The sequence below is a fragment of the Methylobacterium sp. J-070 genome, assembly GCF_022829385.1.
GTDB lineage: Bacteria > Pseudomonadota > Alphaproteobacteria > Rhizobiales > Beijerinckiaceae > Methylobacterium.
Genome location: NZ_JAKSXX010000291.1, coordinates 25565 through 48994, shown reverse-complemented (window position 1 = coordinate 48994; position 23430 = coordinate 25565). Strand labels below are relative to the sequence as shown.

At 71.0% G+C, this 23430-nt stretch carries 18 protein-coding genes and 1 pseudogene; 12 read left to right on the top strand and 7 right to left on the bottom strand.

All coding sequences use genetic code 11. The features are described from left to right. The first annotated feature begins 157 nt into the window (after positions 1–157). From MKL01_RS33670 to MKL01_RS33655, 4 genes are all read left to right on the top strand, one after another. Positions 158–1072, top strand: coding sequence for an ABC transporter permease (locus tag MKL01_RS33670; protein WP_243909515.1), 915 nt, complete (start codon positions 158–160; stop codon positions 1070–1072). Beyond that, complete coding sequence (locus MKL01_RS33665) at positions 1069–2085, top strand: ABC transporter ATP-binding protein (protein ID WP_243909514.1); 1017 nt, start codon at positions 1069–1071, stop codon at positions 2083–2085. Before MKL01_RS33670 ends, MKL01_RS33665 begins: the two co-directional genes overlap by 4 nt. Then, on the top strand, positions 2082–3005 hold the full coding sequence (locus MKL01_RS33660; protein ID WP_243909513.1) for an ABC transporter ATP-binding protein: 924 nt from the start codon (positions 2082–2084) through the stop codon (positions 3003–3005). The genes MKL01_RS33665 and MKL01_RS33660 overlap by 4 nt, the downstream gene beginning before the upstream one ends. Before the next feature lie 333 nt (positions 3006–3338). After that, entirely contained in the window at positions 3339–4940 is a 1602-nt protein-coding gene (locus MKL01_RS33655) for a gamma-glutamyltransferase family protein (protein WP_243909512.1), read from the top strand. A 174-nt stretch (positions 4941–5114) separates the two neighbouring features. On the opposite strand, the gene prfB is transcribed toward MKL01_RS33655, so the two are convergent. From prfB to MKL01_RS33640, 3 genes are all read right to left on the bottom strand, one after another. Further along, positions 5115–6243 (bottom strand): peptide chain release factor 2 gene (prfB, locus tag MKL01_RS33650; protein WP_243909511.1). Its coding sequence is split into 2 segments (ribosomal slippage): positions 5115–6173 and positions 6175–6243, totalling 1128 coding nucleotides; the frame shifts between segments, so codons are not numbered across the junction. Positions 6244–6577: 334 nt separating this feature from the next. Further along, the gene (locus MKL01_RS33645) at positions 6578–6937 is read right to left on the bottom strand and encodes a hypothetical protein (protein ID WP_243909510.1); all 360 of its coding nucleotides are present in this window, start codon (positions 6935–6937) and stop codon (positions 6578–6580) included. Between the two features lie 115 nt (positions 6938–7052). After that, positions 7053–7265 carry a hypothetical protein gene (locus tag MKL01_RS33640; protein WP_243909509.1) on the bottom strand — a complete coding sequence of 71 codons (213 nt, stop codon included), beginning with the start codon at positions 7263–7265 and terminating at the stop codon, positions 7053–7055. A gap of 435 nt (positions 7266–7700) precedes the next feature. Here MKL01_RS33640 and MKL01_RS33635 point away from each other — a divergent pair, with 435 nt between their 5' ends. Next, positions 7701–8036, top strand: a complete 336-nt coding sequence (locus MKL01_RS33635) for a hypothetical protein (RefSeq protein WP_243909508.1) — start codon at positions 7701–7703, stop codon at positions 8034–8036. Between the two features lie 175 nt (positions 8037–8211). Here MKL01_RS33635 and MKL01_RS33630 read toward each other — a convergent pair whose 3' ends face one another. Next, positions 8212–9429, bottom strand: coding sequence for an LL-diaminopimelate aminotransferase (locus tag MKL01_RS33630; protein WP_243909507.1), 1218 nt, complete (start codon positions 9427–9429; stop codon positions 8212–8214). Positions 9430–9597: 168 nt separating this feature from the next. Further along, entirely contained in the window at positions 9598–9921 is a 324-nt protein-coding gene (locus MKL01_RS33625; protein ID WP_243909506.1) for a hypothetical protein, read from the bottom strand. Positions 9922–10357: 436 nt separating this feature from the next. Here MKL01_RS33625 and MKL01_RS33620 point away from each other — a divergent pair. After that, positions 10358–11980 (top strand): annotated as a pseudogene (locus tag MKL01_RS33620) (PHA/PHB synthase family protein); the annotation flags it as partial. Between the two features lie 85 nt (positions 11981–12065). Here the strand turns inward: MKL01_RS33620 and MKL01_RS33615 are convergent. Further along, positions 12066–13367, bottom strand: a complete 1302-nt coding sequence (locus MKL01_RS33615; protein WP_243909505.1) for an OmpP1/FadL family transporter — start codon at positions 13365–13367, stop codon at positions 12066–12068. Positions 13368–13782: 415 nt separating this feature from the next. Here MKL01_RS33615 and MKL01_RS33610 point away from each other — a divergent pair, with 415 nt between their 5' ends. From MKL01_RS33610 to bioB, 3 genes are all read left to right on the top strand, one after another. Beyond that, positions 13783–14655: a fumarylacetoacetate hydrolase family protein gene (locus MKL01_RS33610; protein ID WP_243909504.1), complete on the top strand. Its 873-nt coding sequence runs from the start codon at positions 13783–13785 to the stop codon at positions 14653–14655. A 206-nt stretch (positions 14656–14861) separates the two neighbouring features. Continuing rightward, positions 14862–15944 carry a methyl-accepting chemotaxis protein gene (locus MKL01_RS35895; RefSeq protein WP_279605056.1) on the top strand — a complete coding sequence of 361 codons (1083 nt, stop codon included), beginning with the start codon at positions 14862–14864 and terminating at the stop codon, positions 15942–15944. A gap of 144 nt (positions 15945–16088) precedes the next feature. Then, on the top strand, positions 16089–17105 hold the full coding sequence (gene bioB / locus MKL01_RS33600; protein ID WP_243909503.1) for a biotin synthase BioB: 1017 nt from the start codon (positions 16089–16091) through the stop codon (positions 17103–17105). A 54-nt stretch (positions 17106–17159) separates the two neighbouring features. Here the strand turns inward: bioB and MKL01_RS33595 are convergent, their stop codons facing one another. After that, positions 17160–18608 carry a homospermidine synthase gene (locus MKL01_RS33595; RefSeq protein WP_243909502.1) on the bottom strand — a complete coding sequence of 483 codons (1449 nt, stop codon included), beginning with the start codon at positions 18606–18608 and terminating at the stop codon, positions 17160–17162. 380 nt (positions 18609–18988) lie between these two features. Here MKL01_RS33595 and MKL01_RS33590 point away from each other — a divergent pair, with 380 nt between their 5' ends. From MKL01_RS33590 to MKL01_RS33580, 3 genes are all read left to right on the top strand, one after another. After that, positions 18989–19165, top strand: coding sequence for a hypothetical protein (locus MKL01_RS33590; RefSeq protein WP_243909501.1), 177 nt, complete (start codon positions 18989–18991; stop codon positions 19163–19165). Positions 19166–19256: 91 nt separating this feature from the next. Next, a complete protein-coding gene (locus tag MKL01_RS33585; protein WP_243909500.1) occupies positions 19257–19940 on the top strand; it encodes an invasion associated locus B family protein in 684 nt (227 codons plus the stop codon). Positions 19941–20074: 134 nt separating this feature from the next. After that, positions 20075–23428, top strand: a complete 3354-nt coding sequence (locus MKL01_RS33580; protein ID WP_243909499.1) for a hypothetical protein — start codon at positions 20075–20077, stop codon at positions 23426–23428. Positions 23429–23430: the final 2 nt, after the last annotated feature.

Sequence of the window (23430 nt, the reverse complement as noted above, 5' to 3'; positions counted from 1 at the left end):
CATCAGAAATTGTCGAGGCCTACACGCAGCCCGCAGCCTCGTTCTGCACCGTCGCTCCCCTCTCCCGACCCCTGCTCATGCAGGGGTCCCCCTCCCCCGCGAAGGGGGGAGGGAGACTGCGTGGTGGCATCGTTGCAGCCAACGTTCCGAGGCCCCGATGAGCACCGGCACCCCCATCGCCGAGACCACCGCCCTCGCCGCGCCCGCCGGAAGCCCGGCCCTCCTCCAGGAACCCGGCACCCTCTCCGCCTTCTGGCGCCGCCTGCGCGCCCGCCCGAGCGCCGTCGCGGGCCTCGTCATCGTCGGGCTGCTGATCCTGATGGCGGTCTTCGCCCCCTGGATTGCCCCCTACGACCCGACTGCCACCGACTGGGGGAACGTCCGCGGCGCGCCGAGCCTCGCGCACCCGTTCGGCGGCGATGAGGTCGGGCGCGATGTCCTCGCGCGGATCATCTACGGCGCGCGCGCCTCCCTCGGGGCCGGCCTCGTCTCGGTGGCGCTCGCCGTGTCCCTCGGCCTGCCGCTGGGATTGTTGGCCGGCTACGCCGGCGGCTGGATCGATGGGGCGATCTCCCGGCTCACCGACGCGCTCCTGGCGATCCCGTTCCTGATCCTGGCGATCGCGCTCGCCGCCTTCCTCGGCCCGAGCCTCGTCAACGCGATGATCGCCATCGGCCTCTCGGCGACCTCGACCTTCATCCGGCTGACCCGCGCACAGGTCCGCGCGGTGGCGGCGGAGGAATTCGTGGAGGCGGCCCGCGCCCTGGGCAACCCGCCCTGGCGGATCGCGATCCGGCATATCCTGCCCAACATCGTCCCGGCGATCCTGGTCCAGGCGACGCTCACCATCGCGGCGGCGATCATCGCGGAGGCGAGCCTGTCGTTCCTCGGCCTCGGCCAGCAGCCGCCCGAACCGTCCTGGGGGGCGATGCTCAACACCGCCAAGAACTTCATGGATCAGGCGCCCTGGATGGCGATCTGGCCCGGCCTGTCGATCTTCCTGGCGGTGCTGGCGTTCAACCTGTTCGGCGACGGCCTGCGGGACGCCCTCGACCCGAGGCAGCGGACATGACGAAGCCCCTGCTCGACGTCCGGGACCTCGCGGTGGCGTTCGACACCGATGGCGGTGCGGTCCACGCGGTCAACGGCGTCTCCTACACCCTGCGCGAGGGCGAGACGCTCGGCATCGTTGGGGAATCGGGGTCCGGCAAGAGCGTCCACGTGCTCGCCATGCTCGGCCTGATCCCGCGACCGCCCGGCCGCATCACCGGCGGGCAGGTGCTGTTCGAGGGCCGCGACCTCCTCGCCCTGAAGGAGCGGGAGTTGCAGAAGATCCGCGGCGGCGCGATCGGCTTCGTGTTCCAGGACCCGATGAGTTCGCTCAACCCCGGCATGACCGTCGCGGCGCAGATCGTCGAGCCCCTGCGGATCCATCTGGGCCTCGACGCCCGCGGCGCCCGGGCCCGGGCGAAGGACCTGCTCGACCTCGTGCGCATCCCGAATGCCGCCGCGCGCCTCGACCAGTACCCGCACGAGTTCTCCGGCGGCCAGCGCCAGCGGGTGATGATCGCCATCGGCCTCAGCTGCCGGCCGAAGCTGCTGATCGCCGACGAGGCGACCACCGCCCTCGACGTGACCGTCCAGGCCGAGATCGTGGCCCTCGTGCAGGAGCTGAAGCGCGAGCTCGGCATGGCGATCATCTGGATCACCCACGATCTCGGCGTGGTGGCGGGGATCAGCGACACCGTGCAGGTGATGTATGCCGGCCGGATCCTGGAGCGCGGCCCGGTGGACGACATCTTCGCCGATCCCCGCAACGCCTACACCCTCGGCCTGCTGCGCTCCCTGCCGGACCTCTCCGGTAGCCGCGCCGGACGCCGCCGCCTGCACCAGATCGAGGGGGCGCCCCCGGACATGCGCCACCTCCCGCCGGGCGATCCCTTCGCGCCGCGCAACGCCTTCGCGACGCCCCGCTGCCGGGCCGAGATGCCGCCCCTGTCGCAGGCCCACGGCGCCGCCCCCGGCCACCTCGTCGCCGCCTGGTACGATCTGCCGAAGCTTCTGGCTGCGGAGGCCGTGCGATGAGCCCGCAGGATCCTCCCGTCGTCTCGGTGCGCGACCTGGCGAAGCATTATCCGCTGCGCTCCTGGTGGGGCGGCAAGGGATCGGTGTTCCGCGCCGTGGAGGGGGTCAGCTTCGACATCCGCCCCGGAGAAACCCTGGGGCTCGTGGGCGAATCCGGCTCGGGCAAATCGACCATCGGCCGGGCGGTCACGATGCTCAACCCGCCGACCTCCGGCACCATCGCGTTCGAGGGCACCGACCTCGCCACGCTCTCGGCGGGCGCGATGCGCCGGATGCGCGCCCGGATGCAGACCGTGTTCCAGGATCCCTACGCGGCCCTCAACCCGCGGATGAGCGCCGGGGACTACGTCGCGGAGGCGTTCGTGCTGCACCGGCGGGAGATGCGCGGTCCCGAGCGGCGGGAAGCGGTTGCGGCCCTGTTCCAGCGGGTGGGGCTCGATCCGCGCTTTATGGGGCGCTACCCGCACCAATTCTCCGGCGGCCAGCGTCAGCGCATCTGCATCGCCCGGGCGATCGCCCTCAAACCGAGCTTCATCGTCGCCGACGAGCCGATCGCCGCGCTCGACGTGTCGATCCAGGCGCAGGTGGTGAACCTCCTCCAGGACCTGCAGGACGAGATGGGCCTGTCCTACCTGTTCATCTCCCACGATCTGCGGATGGTGCGCTATCTCTGCCATCGGGTCGCGGTGCTGTGGCGCGGGCGGATCGTCGAGATGGCCGAGGCGGATGTCCTCTACGCGGATCCGCGCCATCCCTACACGCGCCGCCTGCTCGCCGCCGTGCCGTTGCCGGACCCGGCCGCGGAACGCGCCCGGCTTGCCGCCCGCGACATCGGCCGCCACGATCAGCCTCCGGACGGGCCGCTCACCGAGGTGGCGCCGGGCCATTGGGTGGCGATGCCAAGGATCGAAGCCGCATGAGCACGGCGCGACGGTCTCTCCGCCCCCTTGCGGCGATGGGCGACATCGGTTTGGGGCATGCGGCGGCTGACGGAGCGCGACAGGCCCCCTCTGCCGTGCGGGAGAGGGTTCGGGTGAGGGACAAGACGGCGCAGGAGAAGGCACGCCATCGAAGCGCCGAAAGGGCGCGCCTCGTTCTGAACCTTCTTGGCCCTCACCCTGTCCCGCTCCGGCACGGGAGAGGAGGCCCGCGCCGCTTCAAGCTGGCCAGCCCGCGGAGACCTCAACCCTGTGTAACCCCTCCCCGCACGGGGAGTGGAATTTCTGAACGCGTTTGAAACGACAGGACATCCCGTGAGAGACTTCTCCGCACCCGGGCGCTCACCGGTCTACGCCGCCAGCGCCGCCGTCGCGACCTCGCACCCGCTCTCGACCCTCGCCGCCATCGAGGTGCTGCGCGCGGGCGGCAACGCCGTCGATGCCGGCATCGCCGCCGTGGCGGTGCAATGCGTGGTCGACCCGCTGATGACCGGGATCGGCGGCGACTGCTTCGCCCTCTATGCCCCGGCGGGCGCCACGAAGCCCATCGCCCTCGACGGGTCAGGCCGGGCTCCGGCCGCCGCGACCCCCGGTTGGTACGCCGAGCACGGCGTCGCCATCGCGCCGACCTCGCCGCACGCCGTGACGGTGCCGGGCGCCGTCGGGGCCTGGGACCTGCTGGTCCGCGAGCACGGCACGCGCTCGCTGGGCGAATTGCTCCAGCCGGCGATCCGCTACGCCGAGGACGGGTTCGTGATCCAGCAGCGGGTCGGGTGGGACTGGCTGCGGTGCGCCCCCCGGGTCGCCGGCGATCCCCATTCCGCGGAGACCTACCTGCCCGGCGGACAGGTGCCGCCCATCGGCAGCGTGTTCCGCCTGCCGAAACTCGCCGCGACGCTCCGGCGCATCGCCCAGGAGGGGCCGCGCGGCTTCTACGCCGGGCCGGTCGCCGAAGACATGGTGAGCCGGCTCAATGCCCTCGGCGGCCTGCACACGCCGGACGATTTCGCCGCCGCCCGTCCCGACATGGTCGTGCCGGTCTCGACCCGCTACCGCGGCTACGACGTCTACGAGTGCCCCCCCGCCGGCCAGGGCCTGGCCGCGCTGATGATGCTCAACGTGCTCGCGCACTACGACGTCGGCGCCCTGTCGGAGCTCGACCGGCTTCATCTCTTCGCCGAGGTGTGCAAGCAGGGTTACCACCACCGCGATGTCCTGTTCGGCGACGCCGCCCTCGCCGGCGTCCCGGTGGAGCACCTGCTCTCCGACGCCTGGAAGGCCGCCGCCCACGGGGCGATCGACATGGGCCGGGCCCGGGAGCCCGAGATCTATCCCGAGATCGCCCGGGAGGTGGCCGAGGGCCGCGCCCATAAGGATACGGTCTACCTCTGCGTGGTCGACCGGGACGGCAACGCCCTGTCGCTGATCAACTCGATCTTCCAGGGCTTCGGCTCGGGGATCCTGGCGCCCGAGAGCGGCGTGCTGCTGCACAACCGCGGCCTGTCGTTCCGCACGGAGGGCGGCCATCCGAACACCATCGGGCCGGGCAAGCGGCCGATGCACACGATCATTCCCGGCATGCTGATGAGGGACGGGCAGGCGGTCGCGCCGTTCGGCGTGATGGGCGGTCATTATCAGGCCATGGGCCATGTCGAGCTGCTCTCCGCCATCCTGGACCGGGGCCTCGACGTCCAGGCGGCCCTCGATGCCCCCCGCAGCTTCGCCTATGGCGGCACCCTGGAGGTCGAGGGCGGCGTTCCCGACGCCGTGATGGCGGGCCTCGTCGAGCGCGGCCACCCGGCGATCCGCGCGCCCCTGCCGCTCGGCGGTGGCCAGATCATCTGGATCGACCGCAAGGCCGGCACGCTGGCCGCCGGCTCGGACCCGCGCAAGGACGGGTCGGCGCTGGGGTATTGAGGGGCATTCGGGGCACGTCCCACCAATCCCCCTCATCCTGAGGTGACCGCGAAGCGGGCCTCGAAGGAGGGCTCCAGGGATCTCGGAGCGATCTGGAGGGCTCCTTCGAGGCCTCCGCTGCGCTCCGGCACCTCAGGATGAGGTGATTGGATCGTACGGGCCGGGCAGCCCGGCTCAGTCGATATCCTCGACCGCCTCGCTGCCGCCATAGACCCGCTGGGCGAGCGACGCCTCCATGAACGGGTCGAGGTCGCCGTCGAGCACCTCGTCCGGATCGGTGGACTGGGTGCCGGTGCGCAGGTCCTTCACCAGCTGATAGGGCTGGAGCACGTAGGACCGGATCTGGTGACCCCAGCCGATATCGGTCTTGGCCGCGGCCTCGGCGCTGGCCTTCTCCTCGCGCTTCTTCAGCTCGGCCTCGTACAGCCGGGCGCGCAGCATATTCCAGGCGGTGGCCCGGTTCTTGTGCTGGGAACGCTCCTGCTGACAGGCCACCACGATCCCGGTCGGATTGTGGGTGATGCGCACCGCCGAGTCGGTGGTGTTGACGTGCTGGCCGCCGGCGCCGGACGACCGGTAGGTGTCGATCCGGCAATCGGATTCCTTGATCTCGATCTCGATCCGGTCGTCGATCACCGGATAGACCCACACGCTGGCGAAGCTGGTGTGCCGGCGGGCGCTGGAATCGTAGGGCGAGATCCGCACGAGGCGGTGCACGCCGGACTCGGTCTTGAGCCAGCCATAGGCGTTGTGGCCCTTGATCAGGAGCGTCGCGCCCTTGATCCCGGCCTCTTCGCCGTCGGTCATCTCGACGACATCCACCTTGAACTTCCGGCGCTCGGCCCAGCGCGCGTACATGCGCTGGAGCATGTTGGCCCAGTCCTGGCTCTCGGTGCCGCCGGCGCCGGCATGGACCTCGAGATAGGTGTCGAAGCCGTCGGCCTCGCCCGACAGGAGCGTCTCGACCTGGCGGCTCGCCGCCTCCTTCTCGACGGCGAGGATCGCGGCCTCGCCCTCGCGGATCGAGGACTCGTCGCCCTCCATCTCGCCGAGTTCGATCAGCGTCGCGCCGTCCTCGAGGTCGCGCTCCAGCTTGCGGATAGCGGAGACCGCCTCATCCAGCTGCTGGCGCTCCCGCATGACCTTCTGGGCGGCCTCGGCATCGTTCCAGAGGTCGGGGTTCTCGGACGCCGCGTTCAGCTCCGCGAGGCGTTTATCGACGGTATCCCAGTCAAAGATGCCTCCTCAGCAGCCCTATAGACTGCTTGGCGGCATCCGAGGCTTGCTCGATCTCGGCGCGCATCTGGCTTTTCGGAAATGGGGTGCGGGAAGGATGGGGTCGGGCCGGGGTGATACCCGCCGGGGGCCGGCCTGTAAACGCCGCCGGACGGACCTCGACGGACCATGCACCGCCCGACCGCAGGGCCGGCGACGAGACCTGGCGATCGAGGACGAGAAGGCCAAGCTGACCGATGACGACGCCGCCGCCATGCGCACGCTCGTCAGGGACGTCCACCGCCACCTCAGGCAGGGCGGCGAGGCCCGGAAGGGACCCCGGTTCCCCGTGGCGGCTGTCGCCGATGAACGGGGCCCACGATCCGCACACGGATTGAGGGCCCGACCGGTGTAGGCTCGATTCAGTACCGCGGGGGCACCACGTAGGCGGGCGCGATCACGTACGCCTTCGGACGCTTGCGCGCGCCGAAACGGCCTTCCGTGATCTGGTCGTTGTAATAGTCGAACCCGGTGTAGCCGAAGCCGCCGCCGTTCATCACCTCGGCCACGGGTACCGGCGGCAGGGCGAGATCCGGGCGACCCGGCGGCACGACCACCTGGCAGCATCCCTCCGGCTGCAGGACCGCCGGACCGTTCGGAGCCGTGAAGACGAAGGCGCGCGACTGGTAGGGAGCGGCCGGGTAGCCGGCGTCGGCGGCAGAGGCACCCCGTCCCGCCACGAGGGCGAGAAGTCCGGCGGCGATCAGGGTCTTGGTGCTCACGCGGTACTCCGTCGTCGGGAGCCGGCCGGGCCGGCAGGGATCCTGCAGTCTAGCGGATCGCGGGCGTGGTGTCCGGCCTGTTCGGCCCGACCGGTTACCGGGATGCCGGGCCGGATCAGCCGCGGGCGCGCAGAACCACCTGCGGGCTGGACGGCGCGGGGCGGCAATCCGATATGAACGTGTTGAGCGGCAACGGCTTGGAGTCGCACGCATAGGCATCCATCGGGCCCGGCGCGGCCACCGGATCGCGGGCGATGATCGGGTTCGGCGCGCAGGCCGAGGCCGCGGCGGCGAGCAGCAGGGCGACGATCAGGTTCAGGCGGCGCATGCGGCACTCGGGACGCGGGAGAACCCCCGCGCCTGACCCTGGCCATCACGGCCGGCCCTGACAAGCGCCGCAGCGGGACAACGACGCCTTTGGCGGACCCTGTCGCCCCACGGCAACAACGGCTCCGCATGCGACCGCCCGATCCACGGCCGCGGCGATGTCCGGCAGGGACCGGCCCTGCCGCGGGCCGACCGCCGCCAGGGTCGAAGGGGTGCCCGGACGGCCACGACCGATACCGGACTTGCGCGACGATCCCAAATGGACTCAAATCTTCCTGGCGCTTTCGAAAGCATCGCTAAGACATCAGCTAAATCTTATCGTAAGGTGTGCCGCATCAATCGAGTTAAACTTTGACTTTATGAACGTGTTGAGAACCTATTAATCAAATTTATCGACAATGAGCACCGCGATCCCATGCAATCGGACCCGGATTCGATGAAGAGACTTTCGCGCACATCGGTGATGGCGGCCGCATCCCCCGATCCGGTGATGCGCCGCACTGGCCGGGGGAGCGCCGGCATGGAACCGCCGGGCGGCGACATGGCCGCGGTCGCGGCTGCGGCGCAGGTCTTCGAAACCGGATTGGTCGCATTGTGGGTCAGCCGGTTCGATGCGGTGCCGGCAGGGGCCGGGGCCGGTGCGCCGGACAGGTCGACCGCGATCGCATCCATCACCTACAGGGCGAACGGCCTCGCGATGCGGGCGACGATCGCGGCCGGACGGGCCTGCGCCCCGCGGCGGCGCTTCCCGGATGCCTCCGCCTCGGCGTGACGCGGCGGGGCCCGAAGGTCCGGAACGCGTCAGATCTCAGCGCTCTAAAGCTCCGCGGTCGACGCTGCCCATTTCCATAGAGCGGGAACCGACGCGGAGCGCCGCCGGGCTCCGTGTTCCGGGCCGGGGCTGGCCCAGCCGGCCCGGAACGGCGTTTCCCCTTCGATGCCGCGCGCTACCCGGCCCGCGCCATCGGCACGAGGTTGTGCAGGGTCTTGTCGGTGCCGTCGAAGAACCGGCGGACGTTGCGCGCGGCCTGGCGGATGCGCTGCTCGTTCTCCACGAGAGCGATCCGCACGTATTCGTCGCCGAACTCGCCGAAGCCGATGCCGGGCGCCACCGCCACGTCGGACTTCTCCAGCAGCAGCTTGGAGAATTCGAGGCTGCCCAGGTCCCGATAGCGTTCCGGGATCGGCACCCAGGCGAACATCGAGGCCGCGGGCGACGGGATGGTCCAGCCGGCCTTGCCGAAGGATTCCACGAGGGCGTCGCGCCGTTTCCGGTAGATGCCGCGCATCTCGTCGATGCAGTCGTCCGGCCCGTTGAGGGCCGCGGTGGCGGCGACCTGGATCGGCGTGAAGGCGCCGTAATCGAGGTAGGACTTCACCCGGGTCAGCGCCGCGAGCAGACGCTCGTTGCCGACCGCGAAGCCCATGCGCCAGCCCGCCATCGAGTAGGTCTTCGACAGGGAGGTGAACTCCACCGTGCAGTCGATGGCGCCCGGCACCTGGAGGACCGAAGGCGGCGGGTTGCCGTCGAAATAGACCTCCGCGTAGGCGAGGTCCGACAGCAGGATCAGCTCATGCTGCTTCGCGAAGGCCACGAGGTCCCGGTAGAAGTCGAGGCTCGCCACGTAGGCGGTGGGGTTCGACGGGTAGCAGACCACCAGGGCCACGGGCTTCGGGATCGAGTGGCGCATGGCCCGTTCCAGCGCCGGGAACATCGCCGGCGTCGGCTCGGCCGGGACGGAGCGGATGACCCCGCCGGCCATCAGGAAGCCGAAGGCGTGGATCGGGTAGCTCGGGTTCGGAACCAGCACGACGTCGCCCGGGGCGGTGATCGCCTGGGCCATGTTGGCGAAGCCCTCCTTCGAGCCGAGGGTCGCCACGACCTGCGTGTCGGGATTGAGGCTCACGCCGAAGCGGCGCTGGTAGTAGCCGGCCTGGGCCTTGCGCAGGCCCGCGATCCCCTTGGAGGCCGAGTAGCGGTCGGTGCGCGGACGCCCCGCCGTCTCGCACAGCTTGGCGATGACGTGCTTGGGGGCGTCGAGATCCGGGTTGCCCATGCCGAGATCGATGATGTCGGCGCCCTGAGCCCGCGCGGCGGCCTTGATCCGGTTGACCTGCTCGAAGACGTAGGGGGGCAGTCGCTTGATGCGGTGGAAGTCGGTCATGGGCGTGTCCATCGGCGCGTCCCGAATCTGGCGTCTCTCATCTGGGCCGGTCGCGCGAACCATTGCCTCTAGCAGAGTTGCGGGCCGTCGCCGACCCTCAAAACGACCGTCCCGAGCCGTTCCCGATGCCTCGCAGGCGTGACCCGCGCAGGGGCTCGGGGACGCGCGCTATTGCGGCGGCACCGGGGCCGGCTTGATGGTGGATGCGGCCCCCTGGCCGGCGCTCGCCGCGGCCCGGCCGCGGGCCTCGTTGCGGCCGCGGGCGCTCTCCAGGTCCGCCTCCAGGGCCTTCTGTCCGGTGACGGACTTTGCCCGATCCGGGCGCTTCGGCGCATCGACACCCACCGGCATGAAGTCGGGCTTCCCCTTACCGCGGGACTCGGTGACGAAATCGGGCGCCGCGACCACCCGCGGTCCGTACCCGGCATCCGACGCCAGAGAGCGCACGACGTCCCCGGAGCAGGACGCGAGGGACCCGGCGAGCGCTGCCACGGCGGCCGAACCGACGACGCGACGACGGCGGGCGCTCCCGCGCGCGCGGGGGACCGGGTGTGAAAGGGCGTGATCCATAGTCACAGGGGCATGAGAAGATCGACAGGATGTTTCGGCTTTCCGTGGCCGGACTGGCGAAATCTCTGGCTCGCTCCTTATTTTGTCGGAAACGAGGCCCGCGCGATCGGGTTGTCGGATGAAGCACAGGGAGGCACGCTTGACGAGTCCGCAGGCGCCGAACCGGACCGAACCTCCGAAGTCGGTCTCAAACGGCGCGACCCCGGACGGCGCGAGCCCACCGCTTCCGGATTTCGAGGCGCTCTCGCGCAATGCCGGACACTTCATGGAGGCGATGGGCCGCAACGTCGGCCGCCTCCTGGCGCCCGACGCCCAGGGCGGCGGGACCGGCAGCGAGATGAACGACGCCGCCAAGGTCCTGGGGCAGGTCGCCGAGGCATGGATGGCCGATCCGAGCCGGAGCGCCGAGGCCCAGGCGCGCCTGTCGCAGGCCTTCCTGTCGCTGTGGGGCTCCACCTTCCTGCGCCTCCAGGGGCAGCAGGCCGAGCCGGTGGCGCTTCCAGAGCCGCGGGACCCGCGTTTTGCCCACGCCGAGTGGTCGACCAACCCGTATTTCGACTTCATCAAGCAGGCCTACCTGCTCGCCACCCGCTGGGCCGAGGGCCTGGTGGAGGAGGCCGAGGGGATCGACGCGCACACGCGCCACAAGGCGCAGTTCTACCTGCGCCAGTTCACCAGCATGCTCTCGCCGTCCAACTTCCTGCCGACCAACCCGGAGCTGATCCGACACACCCTTCAGGAGAGCGGCGCCAATCTCGTCCGCGGCCTGAAGATGTACGAGGAGGATCTTCAGGCCGGCGGCGGGCAGCTGCGGGTGCGCCAGACCGATCCGAGCGGGTTCGAGGTCGGCCGCAACATGGCGGTCACCCCCGGCGAGGTGGTGTTCCGCAACGACCTGATCGAGCTGATCCAGTACGCCCCCACCACCGAGACGGTGCTCCGGCGCCCGTTTCTGATGGTGCCACCCTGGATCAACAAGTTCTACATCCTCGATCTCAATCCCCAGAAGAGCTTCCTCCGGTGGATGGTCGACCAGGGCTTGACGGTCTTCTGCATCTCCTGGGTCAACCCGGATGCGCGCCACGCCGACAAGGACTTCGAGTCCTACATGCGCGAGGGCATCGAGGCCGCCATCGACGCGATCGGCGTCGCCACCGGCGAGAGCGAGGTCACGGCGGCGGGCTACTGCGTGGGCGGCACGCTCCTCGCCGTGACGCTCGCCATGCAGGCGGCCACGGGCAACCGTCGGATCAAGAGCGCGACACTGCTCACCACGCAGGTCGACTTCACCCATGCCGGTGACCTGAAGGTCTTCGCCGACGAGGATCAGATCCGCCAGGTCGAGGCGCGAATGGCCGAGCAGGGCTACCTGGACGGCGCCCGGATGGCCAATGCCTTCAACATGCTGCGGCCGAACGACCTGATCTGGCCCTACATCGTCAACAACTACATCAAGGGCAAGACGCCCTCGGCCTTCGACCTGCTGTACTGGAATTCGGACGCCACTCGGATGCCGGCGGCCAATCACTCGTTCTACCTGCGCAACTGCTACCTGGACAACGCGCTGGCGCAGGGCCGGATGGTGCTCGGCAACGTCCGCCTCGACCTCAAGAAGGTCCAGGCGCCGATCTTCAACCTCGCCACGCGCGAGGACCACATCGCGCCGGCGCTGTCGGTGTTCGAGGGCTCGAAGACCTTCGGCGGCAAGGTCGATTTCGTCCTCGCAGGCTCGGGTCACATTGCCGGCGTGATCAACCCGCCGTCGAAGCCGAAATACGGCTACTGGACGGGCGGCCCGGTGAAGGGGACGCTGGAGGACTGGATCAGCGCCGCCGTGGAGACCAAGGGCTCATGGTGGCCCTACTGGTTCCAGTGGCTCGAGGCGCAGGCGCCCGAGCGGGTCGCGGCCCGGAAGCCCGGGGGCGACGCGCTGCCGTCGCTGGGACCGGCGCCCGGCACCTACGTGCGGATGCGCGCCTGAGGCGCATCCTCCCCGGCGGGATGCACCCCGGTCGGCGATGCATAGCATCGGAACGCCCGGAGCCCGGGCGTTCCGCGGGTCGGACTCAGTACTTCCGCACCAGCGGGGCCGGAGCCGGGGTCGGCGGGGCGCCGAAGACGTAGCGAAAGCCCACCGAGACGATGTCGGCGCTCGAATCGACCAAGCCCGCGAAGGCGATGTTGCCGACGTTGTAGTCGCGCCCGATGCCGGCGAGGACCCGTGACCGGTTCAGGAAGAGGTGCGAGTAGGCGAGGTTGAGGGTCAGGCGCTCGTTCCAGCGGTAGCTGGCGCCGACCGAGAGATTGTAGCGGTCTCCGTCGGGCAGGCGCACCGAGCGGTTCGAGAAGTCGATCGGCGAGGTTTCGTAGGCGAAGCCGGTCCGCAGCGTCAGGTTCGGTGCCGCATCGTATTCGGCGCCGATCGAGTAGGTGTAGCCGTCCTTGTAGTTCAGCGGCAGGGAATTCACCGGCAGGCCGAGCGTCTTCGACACGATGCCGACAGTGCCGAGCCTCGACCAGTTGTCCCACTCGAAGCCGAGGTTCACACGGGCCACCGGCGAGACCGCCTGGGTGAGGCCCACGCTCAGCTTGTCGGGCGTGTTCAGCTTGGAGCGGACCTGACCGGCGAGGGGCGCCAGCGCCACCAGCGGCACGCCGATCGAGCCGTCGATGTCGTGGTGCACCGAGGAGCGGTAGCCGATGCCCAGCACGGTGCCCTCGCGGGGGGTCAGGGTGGCGCCCGCGGTGAAGCCGACGCCCCACGATTCACCCTTGAGGAACGAGCTCGGATAGGAGGTCGGCAGGAGGCCGGGGATCGGCAGCGCCTGCCGGAGGGTCAGGCGGAAATACTCGATGTTCGGGCCGGCCGCCAGCGACAGCCACTCGTTGACCTTGAAGCCGATGACCGGATTGAAGGCCAGCGAGAAGATCCGCGACGAGCGGCCGTAGACCTCGCCGGCCCAAACTTGGTTGGGCTTGGTCACGAGGCCGAAGGGCGCGCCGGTGGCGATTCCGAGCCAGAGCCGGTCGTTGAGCTGGTAGGAGGTCGCGCCCGCGGGCACCACGGCACCCTGCCCGATGTCGCCGGAGCCCCCGAGCCGCGCGAAGCCCGGATTGGTCCCCGGTGCGGGGCGGATCTCGGAAGACAGACCGATATAGGTGAGGTTCTGCTCCGAGACGAAGCCCGGGTTCATGGTGATCGTGGCGGGATTCCAGAAGATCGACGAGACGCCCCCCGAGCCGGAGGCGGCGCCCGCGAAGGCGAGGCCCTGCGCCTCGGTGCTCTGCTCCCGGATCCCGAACGCCCCCGCCTGCGCCTGACCGGCGCCGAGGATCATCGCCGTCGCCGCGAGCATAGCCGCGCGCATTGTCCCGTCCATCTGGTCCCCCAACCCTTATGTCGTGTCCGGCGCGGTTGACGATCCGACGCCGGCGTTGTTTCGCGCATGGTGCCGGTTCCAGGGGCATGATCGCAATCGCCAAGGCGACTTCCGGCGGCGCGCGGATTAGCAGTGACGCCATCGGAAGATGCGCCCCTTCGACTGCGCATCGTTTCGGAAACAAGGCTATTCATGGGCGACAATTGTATTGCAGCTCAGATCTTGTGACCTGAATAATAGATCCGGAAGCGCGCGGTTATGCACTTTTCCGCCATGTTGTTGCCAGAATGCGACACATCCGGGGGAGCGTAAGGGCACCCGCGCTTGCGCCGGGAACGACGCCCCGCCATGGTCCCGGCCTCCGGCGTAGACCGGTTCTAGGGAAGGATGAGGAGTCGCGGCGATGAAGCTCTTCCGGCACGGCCCGAGCGGCGACGAGAAGCCCGGCCTCGTGGATGCGAGCGGGGGCCTGCGCGATCTCTCGGGGCTCGTGCGCGACATCGCCGGCCCCGCGCTCGCGCCCGAGTCGCTGGCGCGGCTGCGCGCCCTCGATCCCGAGACCCTGCCGAAGCTCCCGCCGGACGTGCGGCTCGGCCCCTGTGTGGGCGGCACGCGCAACGTGGTCGCCATCGGCCTGAACTACGCCGACCACGCCGCCGAGACCGGCTCGCCGATTCCCACGGAGCCGATCATCTTCAACAAGGCGCCGTCCAGCCTGTGCGGGCCAAACGACACGGTGATCATCCCCAAGGGCTCGCACAGCACCGACTGGGAGGTGGAACTCGCCGTGGTGATCGGCCGACGCGCCAGCTACGTCCACGCCAACGAGGCTTTGAACTACGTGGCGGGCGCCTGCATCTGCAACGACGTGTCCGAGCGCGAGTGGCAGATGAACCGCGGGCCGACTTGGACCAAGGGCAAGAGCGCGCCGACCTTCGGGCCGCTCGGCCCGTGGCTGGTGACCCTCGACGAGATCCCCGACCTGAAGAACCTCGCCATGAGCCTCGACGTGAGCGGCGAGCGCCGCCAGACCGGCTCGACCGCGACCATGATCTTCGACGTGCCGCAGCTCGTCGCCTACACGTCGCACTTCATGTTGCTGGAGCCGGGCGACGTGATCACCACCGGCACCCCGCCGGGCGTCGGCCTCGGCATGACACCCCCGCGCTACCTGAAGGCCGGCGACGAGATGGTGGTGCGCATCGAGCGACTGGGCGAGCAGCGCCAGTCGGTGATCGCCTTCGACGATTGGACCGCCAAGGTCTCGGCCGGGTAGTCGAGAGATTGACACCGGCCGCCGCCTCCGATTCCAGGAGGCGGCAGCCCGGACTCGTTGACGGCGCGAATACAGTCATATCGATACTACTTTCAATTGCGGCCGCGACCGATCCGGAATCAGACTTCAATTCCGACCGTCGGCCCGGATTAAGGTCCTTTTAGACGATCGTTACATACTCTTGGTCGCCACCGGCCGGGTTTCCCATGCACGTCTCACCGAACATCACGCCATCCTCTGGTGCCGTAACCGAGTCGAAGCCGGCGACACTCAAGACGATCGAGTTGCTGGCGGTGGCTGCGAAACGGGCGGCCCAGGAGAAGACCGGCCAGATCCGGCGAATCACCGACCAGACCAAGATCCTCGCGCTGAACGCGCTGATCGAGGCGGCACGCGCCGGGGAGCAGGGTCGCGGCTTCGCGGTCGTCGCGCAGGAGGTGCGGACCCTCGGCGCCGCGGTGGAGGCGATCGCCGGGGAGCTGGATCTCCACCTCTCCGGCCGGATCATCGAGTTGCAGAAAGCCGTGGCGGCCATGGCCGACGAGGTCCAGGGCGCCCGGCTGATCGACCTCGCGCTCAATGCCGTCGAGCTGATCGACCGCAACCTCTACGAGCGGACCTGCGACGTACGCTGGTGGGCGACCGACGCCGCCGTAGTGGCGTGCGTGGGCGAGCCCAGCCCGGCGGCGGCGGCCTATGCCGAGGAGCGCCTCGGCGTCATCCTCGCCGCCTACACGGTCTATCTCGACCTCTGGATCTGCAGCCGGGACGGCCGCATCCTGGCGACGGGTCGAGCGGATCGCTATGCCGATCTGCGCGGCCGGAGCGTTTCGGGGGAAGCGTGGTTCCAGGAGGCGCTCGCCCTGCAGAGCGGGGATGCCTTCGTGTGTGCCGACGTGCGCCGGGACGCGGCCCTGGGCGGGGCCCAGGTCGCCACCTACGCGGCGAGCGTACGCGCGGATGGCCGTGTCGACGGCGCTCCGCTCGGGGTCCTCGCCATCCACTTCGATTGGGAGCCGCAGGCCCACGCCATCGTCTCGGGAATCCGCGTCGCGCCCGAGGATCGCGACCGCACGCGCGTGCTGCTCGTCGATGCCCGCGGATGCGTCCTGGCCGCCTCGGACCGGAAGGGGATCCTGACCGAACGGATCGCGTGCCGGCTGGACGGTCAGGCGAACGGCGTCGTGCGCGCTCCGCACGGCCGAGCGGTGACGGCGTTCCATCGGACGCCGGGCTACGAGACCTATCGCGGACTGGGTTGGTACGGCGCCATCGTCCAGACGGACTGAGCGCGTCGCGCGCAGTTCTTGGCCGCCGGGCGTTCCAATTTTGCGGACGGCGATGCGGCGGACGTCCTGTGCGAGGCTCTGACCCTGGGATGCTCGGCTGCCCGGGCGCTTGATTTCTGGCCGCCGATCCGGCTCAAACACGGGATGAGCGCGACCATCCTCCCCCGTCCCCCGCAAGACGAGCCCGCCGCGATCCGCCACGACTGGAGCGTGGCGGAGATCCGCGCGATCCACGACCTGCCCCTGCTGGATCTCGTGCACCGGGCCGCCACGGTGCACCGGGCGCACAACGATCCGGCCGACGTCCAGCGGGCGAGCCTGCTGTCGATCAAGACCGGCGGCTGCCCGGAGGATTGCGGCTACTGCTCGCAATCGGCCCACCACAAGGAGACCGGCCTCGCGCGCCAGCGCCTGATGCCGGTGGAGACGGTGCTGGCCGAGGCCGCGGCCGCCAAGGCGTCCGGCGCGACCCGCTTCTGCATGGGCGCGGCTTGGCGCAGCCCCAAGGACGGTCCCGACTTCGACGCGGTGCTGGCCATGGTGCGGGGCGTGCGCGGGCTCGGGATGGAAGCCTGCGTGACCCTCGGCATGCTCACGGCGAGCCAGGCCGAGCGCCTCGCCGAGGCCGGCCTGACGGCCTACAACCACAACCTCGATACGGGGCCGGACTACTACGACAAGATCGTCTCGACCCGGAGCTACGCGGACCGCCTGGACACGCTGGAGCGGGTGCGGGCGGCGGGGATCGGCGTCTGCTGCGGCGGTATCATCGGCCTCGGCGAGGGGGCGGGCGACCGGGTGGCCATGCTGCAGGTCCTGGCCAACCACGCCCCGCATCCGGAGAGCGTGCCGATCAACGCGCTCGCCGCCGTCGCGGGCACGCCGCTCGGCGACGCCGCGACGGCGATCGACCCGTTCGACATGGTGCGCATGTGCGCGACCGCCCGCATCGTGATGCCCAAGGCCCGGGTGCGGCTCAGCGCCGGACGCCGGGCGCTGAGCCGGGAGGCGCAGGCCCTGTGCTTCCTCGCCGGCGCGAACTCGATCTTCTACGGCGAGCGCCTGCTCACCACGGCCAATAACGAAGCGGATGCGGATGCCGCCCTGCTGGCCGACCTCGGCATCCCGGTCGCCGAGCCGGTCCTGGCCGCGGCCGAGTAAGGCCCCGCGCCCCGTCGGGCCGGCCCCGACCGTCGGGACCGGCGGCGTGGCGGCTCAGGCCCCGTGCACGAGCACGTTGCGGAACTGCCAGGGATCGCTGGCGTCGATATCCTCCGGGAACAGGCCCGGGCGATCGGTGAGCGGGGTCCAGTCGGTGTAAACGCCCACGACCGGACCGAGATACGGGGTCTGGACTTCCAGGCAGCGCCGGAAATCCATCTCGTCGGCCTCGACGATGCCGGCCTCCGGATTCTCCAGCGCCCAGACCATGCCGGCCAGCACCGCCGAGGTCACCTGCAGGCCGGTGGCGTTCTGGTAGGGGGCGATCCTGCGGGTCTCCTCGATGGAGAGCTGCGAGCCGTACCAATAGGCGTTCCTGGCGTGGCCGTAGATCAGCACGCCGAGTTCGTCGATCCCGTCGACGATCTCGGTCTCGTCGAGGATGTGGTGCCGCTCCTGCACCTTGGCGGCGTTGCCGAACATCTCGTGGAGCGACAGCACCGCGTCGTCGGCCGGATGATAGGCGTAGTGGCAGGTCGGCCGGAACACCGGCTTTTCGCCCTCGCGCACCGTGTAGTAGTCGGCGATGGAGACGGCCTCGTTGTGGGTCACCAGGAAGCCGAATTGCGGGCCCGCGGTGGGCACCCAGGTGCGCACCCGCGTGTCGGCGCCCGGCTGCAGAAGATAGATCGCGCAGCGCGAGCCCGTCTCCTGCTCGCGGGCATTGGCGGGCATCCAGGTCTCATGCGTGCCCCAGCCGAGTTCCGCCGGCTGGTTGCCCTCGGAGACGAAGCCCTCCACCGACCAGGTGTTGACGAAGACGCCGCGCGGCTTCGGGTTCCTGGCGCGCTGAGTGTCCCGCTCGGCGATGTGCACGCCCTTGACGCCCAGCTCCCTCATCAGGCCGGCCCAGTCGGCCTTCGTCTTGGGCTCCGGCCGCTGCAGCCCGGTATCCCGGGCGACGTTGAGGAGCGCCTGCTTGACGAACCACGACACCATGCCGGGATTGGCGCCGCAGCAGGAGACCGCGGTGGTGCCCCCGGGCTTCTGGGCACGGGCGTCGAGGATGTCCTGGCGGAGGGCGTAGTTGGTGCGGTCGCCCTGGCTCTTGGACTTGTCGAAGTAGAAGCCCGGCCAGGGCTCCGCCACGGTGTCGATGTAGAGGGCACCGAGCTCGCGGCAGAGTTCCAGGATCGCGCGCGAGGAGGTGTCGACCGAGAGGTTGACGCAGAAGCCCTGTCCGCCGCCCTCGGTGAGGAGCGGGGTGAGCACGTCCCGGTAGTTCTCCGGCGTCAGCGCGACCTTCTCGAAACGCAGCCCGTGCGTCTCGGCGAGCGCCCGGTGAGTGTCGACCGGGTCGATCACCGTGAAGCGGGCGCGGTCGTACGCGAAGTGGCGCTCGATGAGCGGCAGGGTGCCCCGGCCGATCGAGCCGAAGCCGATCATCACGATGGGGCCGGTGATGCGGCCATGGATCGGGTGATGGGACGGCTGATCGGTCATGCGGGGGATCCTCGTTGGCGGAAGCCGGGCGCGTCCGCGGGGTCTGGCTCGCGGGCGGGTTATGGCGCCCGTGTGACAGGGCGGCGACAGGCCTGCGCCGCGGGGGGCGCTGCCGATCCGGGACAAGCTCCGAGTCGCCGTAAAACGCGCTCAATGGCGGCTGGACCGTCGCCGGTCAACCGCGCGGCGAAGCCGAGTTCCTAACGCGCGGTTGACGATCCGATCGTCACGGCATGATCCCACTGCATGCGCCGTCCGCGCCGATGCGGCTGGCACGCGATCGCCGCAAGGCTCATATTGCAGTGCAGCACAGCCACCGAGATGGCTGGACGCACCAGGGAGTGTGGAAGCGCCCGAGACCTCACATTTCGGAGTCCGCCATGCTCGCGCTCATCACCTCCCGGATCGCCGGCCCTGTCACCGAGACCGCCGACCGCGATCCCGGCTTTCTGACCCTCATGTTCACCGTCGCCCGCGCGCTTCGCGGCGGCGCGGAGGCCGCCTTCGCCCGTCGCTGCGCCCTGGCCCGTGCCGCCGGCGGCCCGAACCCGCTCTGACGGAAGCCGGGCTTCGCAGGGCACGATTGCGTCCCCCCGGCCAGGGTATTAGGCGGCTCTGCCGTCCGATGGCCAAGGGGACCGTGATTCGATGCCGACACTTCGCGCGCTTGCGCGCTCCAGCCTGATCGCGACGCTGCTGCTTGCCGTCCCGAACGGGGCGTCGCGCGCCCAGGACGCCGAGCCCGAGGCCGCCGCTCCCGCGGACGCGCCGGCCAAGGCCCGCCCGAAGCCGCGGTCCAAGCCCGCGGCGCCGAAGCCCGCGGCCAAGCCCGCCGAGGCTGCGACGCCGGTCGCCCATGCGGCGGCACCGATGCACGCCGCCTGGCCCGCCGGCGCCAGCATGGTCAGCGAGAGTTACGGCGACTGGACGATGACCTGTACCCGCCCGGGCGACAAGGTCAGCTGTCTCGTGGCCCAGTCGCAGGGCGATTCGCAGACCGGCCGGCGCAAGTTCGCCCTCGAGTTGCAGACCCCAGTTGAGGGCCGGTCCGAGGGCCTCGTGCTGATGCCCTTCGGCCTCGCCGTCGAGCCGGGCGTGTCCTTCAAGCTCGACGAGCAGACGCTGGGCAAGGGCGCGCCCTACACGATGTGCGGCGCCGAAGGCTGCTTCGTGTCGATCAGCTTCCCGACGCTGGCGCTCGACGGCATGCGGAATGCCAAGAAGCTGTTCGTGACCGGCCAGAAGGCGAGCGGCAGCGATCCGGCGACGATCGAGGTCCCGCTCAGCGGCTTCCCCCAGGCCCTCGACCGGGCCGTGGCCCTGAGCGGCTGACGCCGCGCCTCCGGTCCGTCGCCCGGTCCGGCCAAGTTTCCGCTTACGGTTAAGGCAGCGTTAGCCGGCCCGGCGCAGGATCCCGCCGGAATGGGTGCTGCCGGTTCGGCGGCCCGGGATCGAGCGGCGAGGCGATGGGATCGGTGGGCGGGCGACCCCGGATCGGTCGAGGGTTCGGCGTGCGGCTGCTCCGCGCGGCGCTGCCCCTGCTCGCCCTGCTGGCGGCGCTCGATCCGGCGCTGGCCGCCAAGCTGATCGGCGCCAAGGGCAGTGAAGCGGGCAGCGGTGCGGGCGGCTACGGCCGGATCGTGCTCACCTTCGACAAGCCGGTCGCGGTCAAGGCCAAGCTCGCCGGCGGCGTGCTCCTCCTCGGTTACGGCGAGCGCATCGCGGCCGGTCCAGAGCGCCTCGCCGAGGAGATGCCGGCCTACGTGTCGAGCGTCCGGCGCGACCCCGACGGCATCGGCCTGCGGGTCGCCCTGCAGCGGCCCTACCGGATCAATCTGCAGAGTGCGGGCGAGCGCGTGTTCGTCGACCTCCTGCCGGAGGGCTGGGCCGGGCTGCCGCCGCCGCTTCCGCCGGAGGTCGTGGCCGAACTCGCCCGCCGGGCTCGCGCCGCCGAGGAGGCGCTGAAGGCGCGGGTGCCCGAGCCCGCGCGCAGGGCCCTGTCCCTAGAGATCGCCCGGCTGCCGACGCTGACGCGCCTGTCGCTGCGCCTGCCCGCGGAGGCCGTCACGAGCGTGACCGCCGAGGGGCCGGTCACGCGCCTGCGGGTCGTCGGCCCCTGGACCATCGATACGGGCGAGACCCGCGGCCGCCCGCGCCCCGGCATCGCCAAGCTCGCCACGGAAACGGACGCGTCCTCGGCGAGCCTCCTCGTCACCCCCGAGGACGGGTTCGCGATCGGCACCGAGCGCGAGGACGGCGCCTTCGTCCTGGACGTGGTCCGGCGCAAGCCGCCCGAGCCCGCCAAGACCGCCGTCGAGGTGCCCGGACCGCCCGCGGCGGCCCCGCCTGCCGCGGCGCCGCGGCCCCCGGCTGCATCGGCGAGCCGGGCGGACGCGCGGCCCGCGCCGGAGGCCGCCACCGAGGGGGCGCCGACGCGCCGGGCCGGATCGGGCTTGGTGTTTCCGTTCCGCGCCCTGCCGCCGGCCGTCCTGTTCGAGCGGGGCGGCATCGCCACGCTGGCCTTCGAGACCTCGGAGCCGGTGGCCGTGCCGGCGGGAAGCCACGACCTCGTACCGACGGGCACGCCGGAGCGGCGGGGCGCACTCACGATCCTGCGCTTCCCGGTGCCGCAGGGCCGCCTCGTCGATCTCAGCGCCGTCTCCACGGGGAGCGGGCCCGCCTGGGAGCTGTCGGCGGGCGAGACCCTCAGCCCGAGCGATCCCATCGATCCCGAGCGCAAGCCCGATCCCGCCGGCCGCGTCGCCGTGACCCTCGCCCTGCCGCGGCCGGGCTCGGCGACGTGGCTCGACCTCGACGGCGAGCGCGTCGCGGTGGTCACCTCGGCGGCGCAACGCCCCGTGGGCAACCCGAAGAGCCGGCGCTTCGTGGATTTCGAGATCCTGCCGAGCCGGCACGGTCTCGCGGTTCAGGCCAGCGCCGACGACCTGGAGGTGCGGCCCGAGCTCGATGCCGTAACGATCGGCCGGGCCGGCGGCCTCGCCGCCTCCGGCGCGTCCCGGAAGCCCGATCCGGTCCTCGCCGAGGCGGGGACCCTCGCCGTCGCGCGGGATTCCTGGGAGCGGGCGCAGATGGGGAACGTGCGCGAGACCCTGCGCGGCCTCGCCAACGCCGCCGCCGCGGCGACGCCGTCCGAGCGGGGGCCGGCGCGGCTCGCCCTGGCCCGGGCCTATCTGGCCAACGGGCTCGATCCGGAGGGCCTTGCGGCGCTGGAGACCGCGGCGGCCGACGACCCGCTGCTGGCCGCCCAGCGGGACACGGCGCTCCTGCGGGGCCTCGCCCTCGTGCGCATCGGGCGGAACGCCGAGGCGCTGAAGGCGCTGGCGGTGGCGCCGCTCGCCGACGACCCCGAGGCGGCCCTGTGGCGGGCGGCCGCCGGCGCGGGAGCGGGCGACTGGAAAGCGGCCGAGACCGGTTTCCTCAAGGTCCTGCCGCTGGCCAAGGACTACCCCGCCGATCTTGCGCAGCAGATCCGCGCCGTAGCGGCGGAGTCGGCGATCGAGAACGGCGACGCCGAGACCGCCGCCGCCCGGGCGGAGGACGTGCGTGACCTGCCCCCGTGGATCCGCGACCGGCTGGCGATGGTCCGGGCCCGCGTCGCGGAGGCGACCGGACAGACCGAGGCGGCTCTGGACGCCTACGCGCGCCTGGACCAGGCGTCCGTGCGGCCGGTCGCGGCCGAGGCGAGCCTGCGCGGCGCGCTCCTGGCCCGGGCCGCCGGCAAGCTCACCCTGGACGCGGCCATGGAGCGCCTGGAGCGGCTCGCTCTGACTTGGCACGGGGGTCCGGTCGAGGACGGCATCACCGCGAGCCTCGCACGGCTCTACCTCGCCGCCGGACGCTGGCGCGACGCCTTCACGGCGGTGCGCCGGGCAAACGCCTTCGCGCCGAACGCCGCCGCCTCGCAGGCGCTGACGCGCGAGGCCCAGGCCGCCTTCGAGAGCCTGTATCTCACCGAGAAGGGCGACGCGCTCCCGGGGATCCAGGCCGTGGCCCTGTTCTTCGATTTCCGGGAGCTGAGCCCGATCGGACGTCGAGGGGACGAGGTGGTGCGCCGGCTGGCCGACCGCCTGGTCGGGCTGGACCTGCTCGATTCCGCCGCCGACCTCCTCCAGTACCAGATCGACAACCGCCTCACCGGCCCGGCTCGCTCCGCCGTCGCGGCACGTCTCGCCACGGTGCGGCTGATGGACGACAAGCCGATGCAGGCGCTGCAGGTCCTCGACACCACCGATCTGCCAGAGCTCCCGGCGTCGCTGAAGCGCGCCCGCGGCCTGATCCGCGCCCGGGCGCTGTCGGATCTCACCCGCACCGACCTCGCGCTGGAGGCGCTGGAGAGCGAGAGCGGTCCCGACATCGAGCGCCTGCGCGCCGACATCTATTGGGGTGCCCGCCGCTGGCGGGAGGCCGGAGAAGCCCATGAGGCACTGCTGGGCGAAGCGTGGCGCAGCGGCCAGCCGCTGGACGATCAGTCCCGGGCCGACGCCGTGCGCGCCGCGATCGCCTACGACCTCGCCGGCGAGGCGATCGGCCTGGAGCGGCTCAAGGCGAAGTTCTCGGAGGCCATGGCGGCGAGCCCGGACGCGCGCACCTTCGCGCTGCTCACCGGCGCCGATCCGACCCGGGCGCCGGGCTTCCGCGCCATCGCGGCGCGCGCCACCAAGGCGGAGACGCTGTCGGCTTTCCTCGCCGAGTACCGCAAGCGCTACCCGGACGCCGCCGCCCCCGACCGCGGGCGGCCGGAGGCGCCCGGCGGGGCGCAGCAGAGCAGCGCCGAGGCCGCCGGCGCACCGCCGGGGTGAGC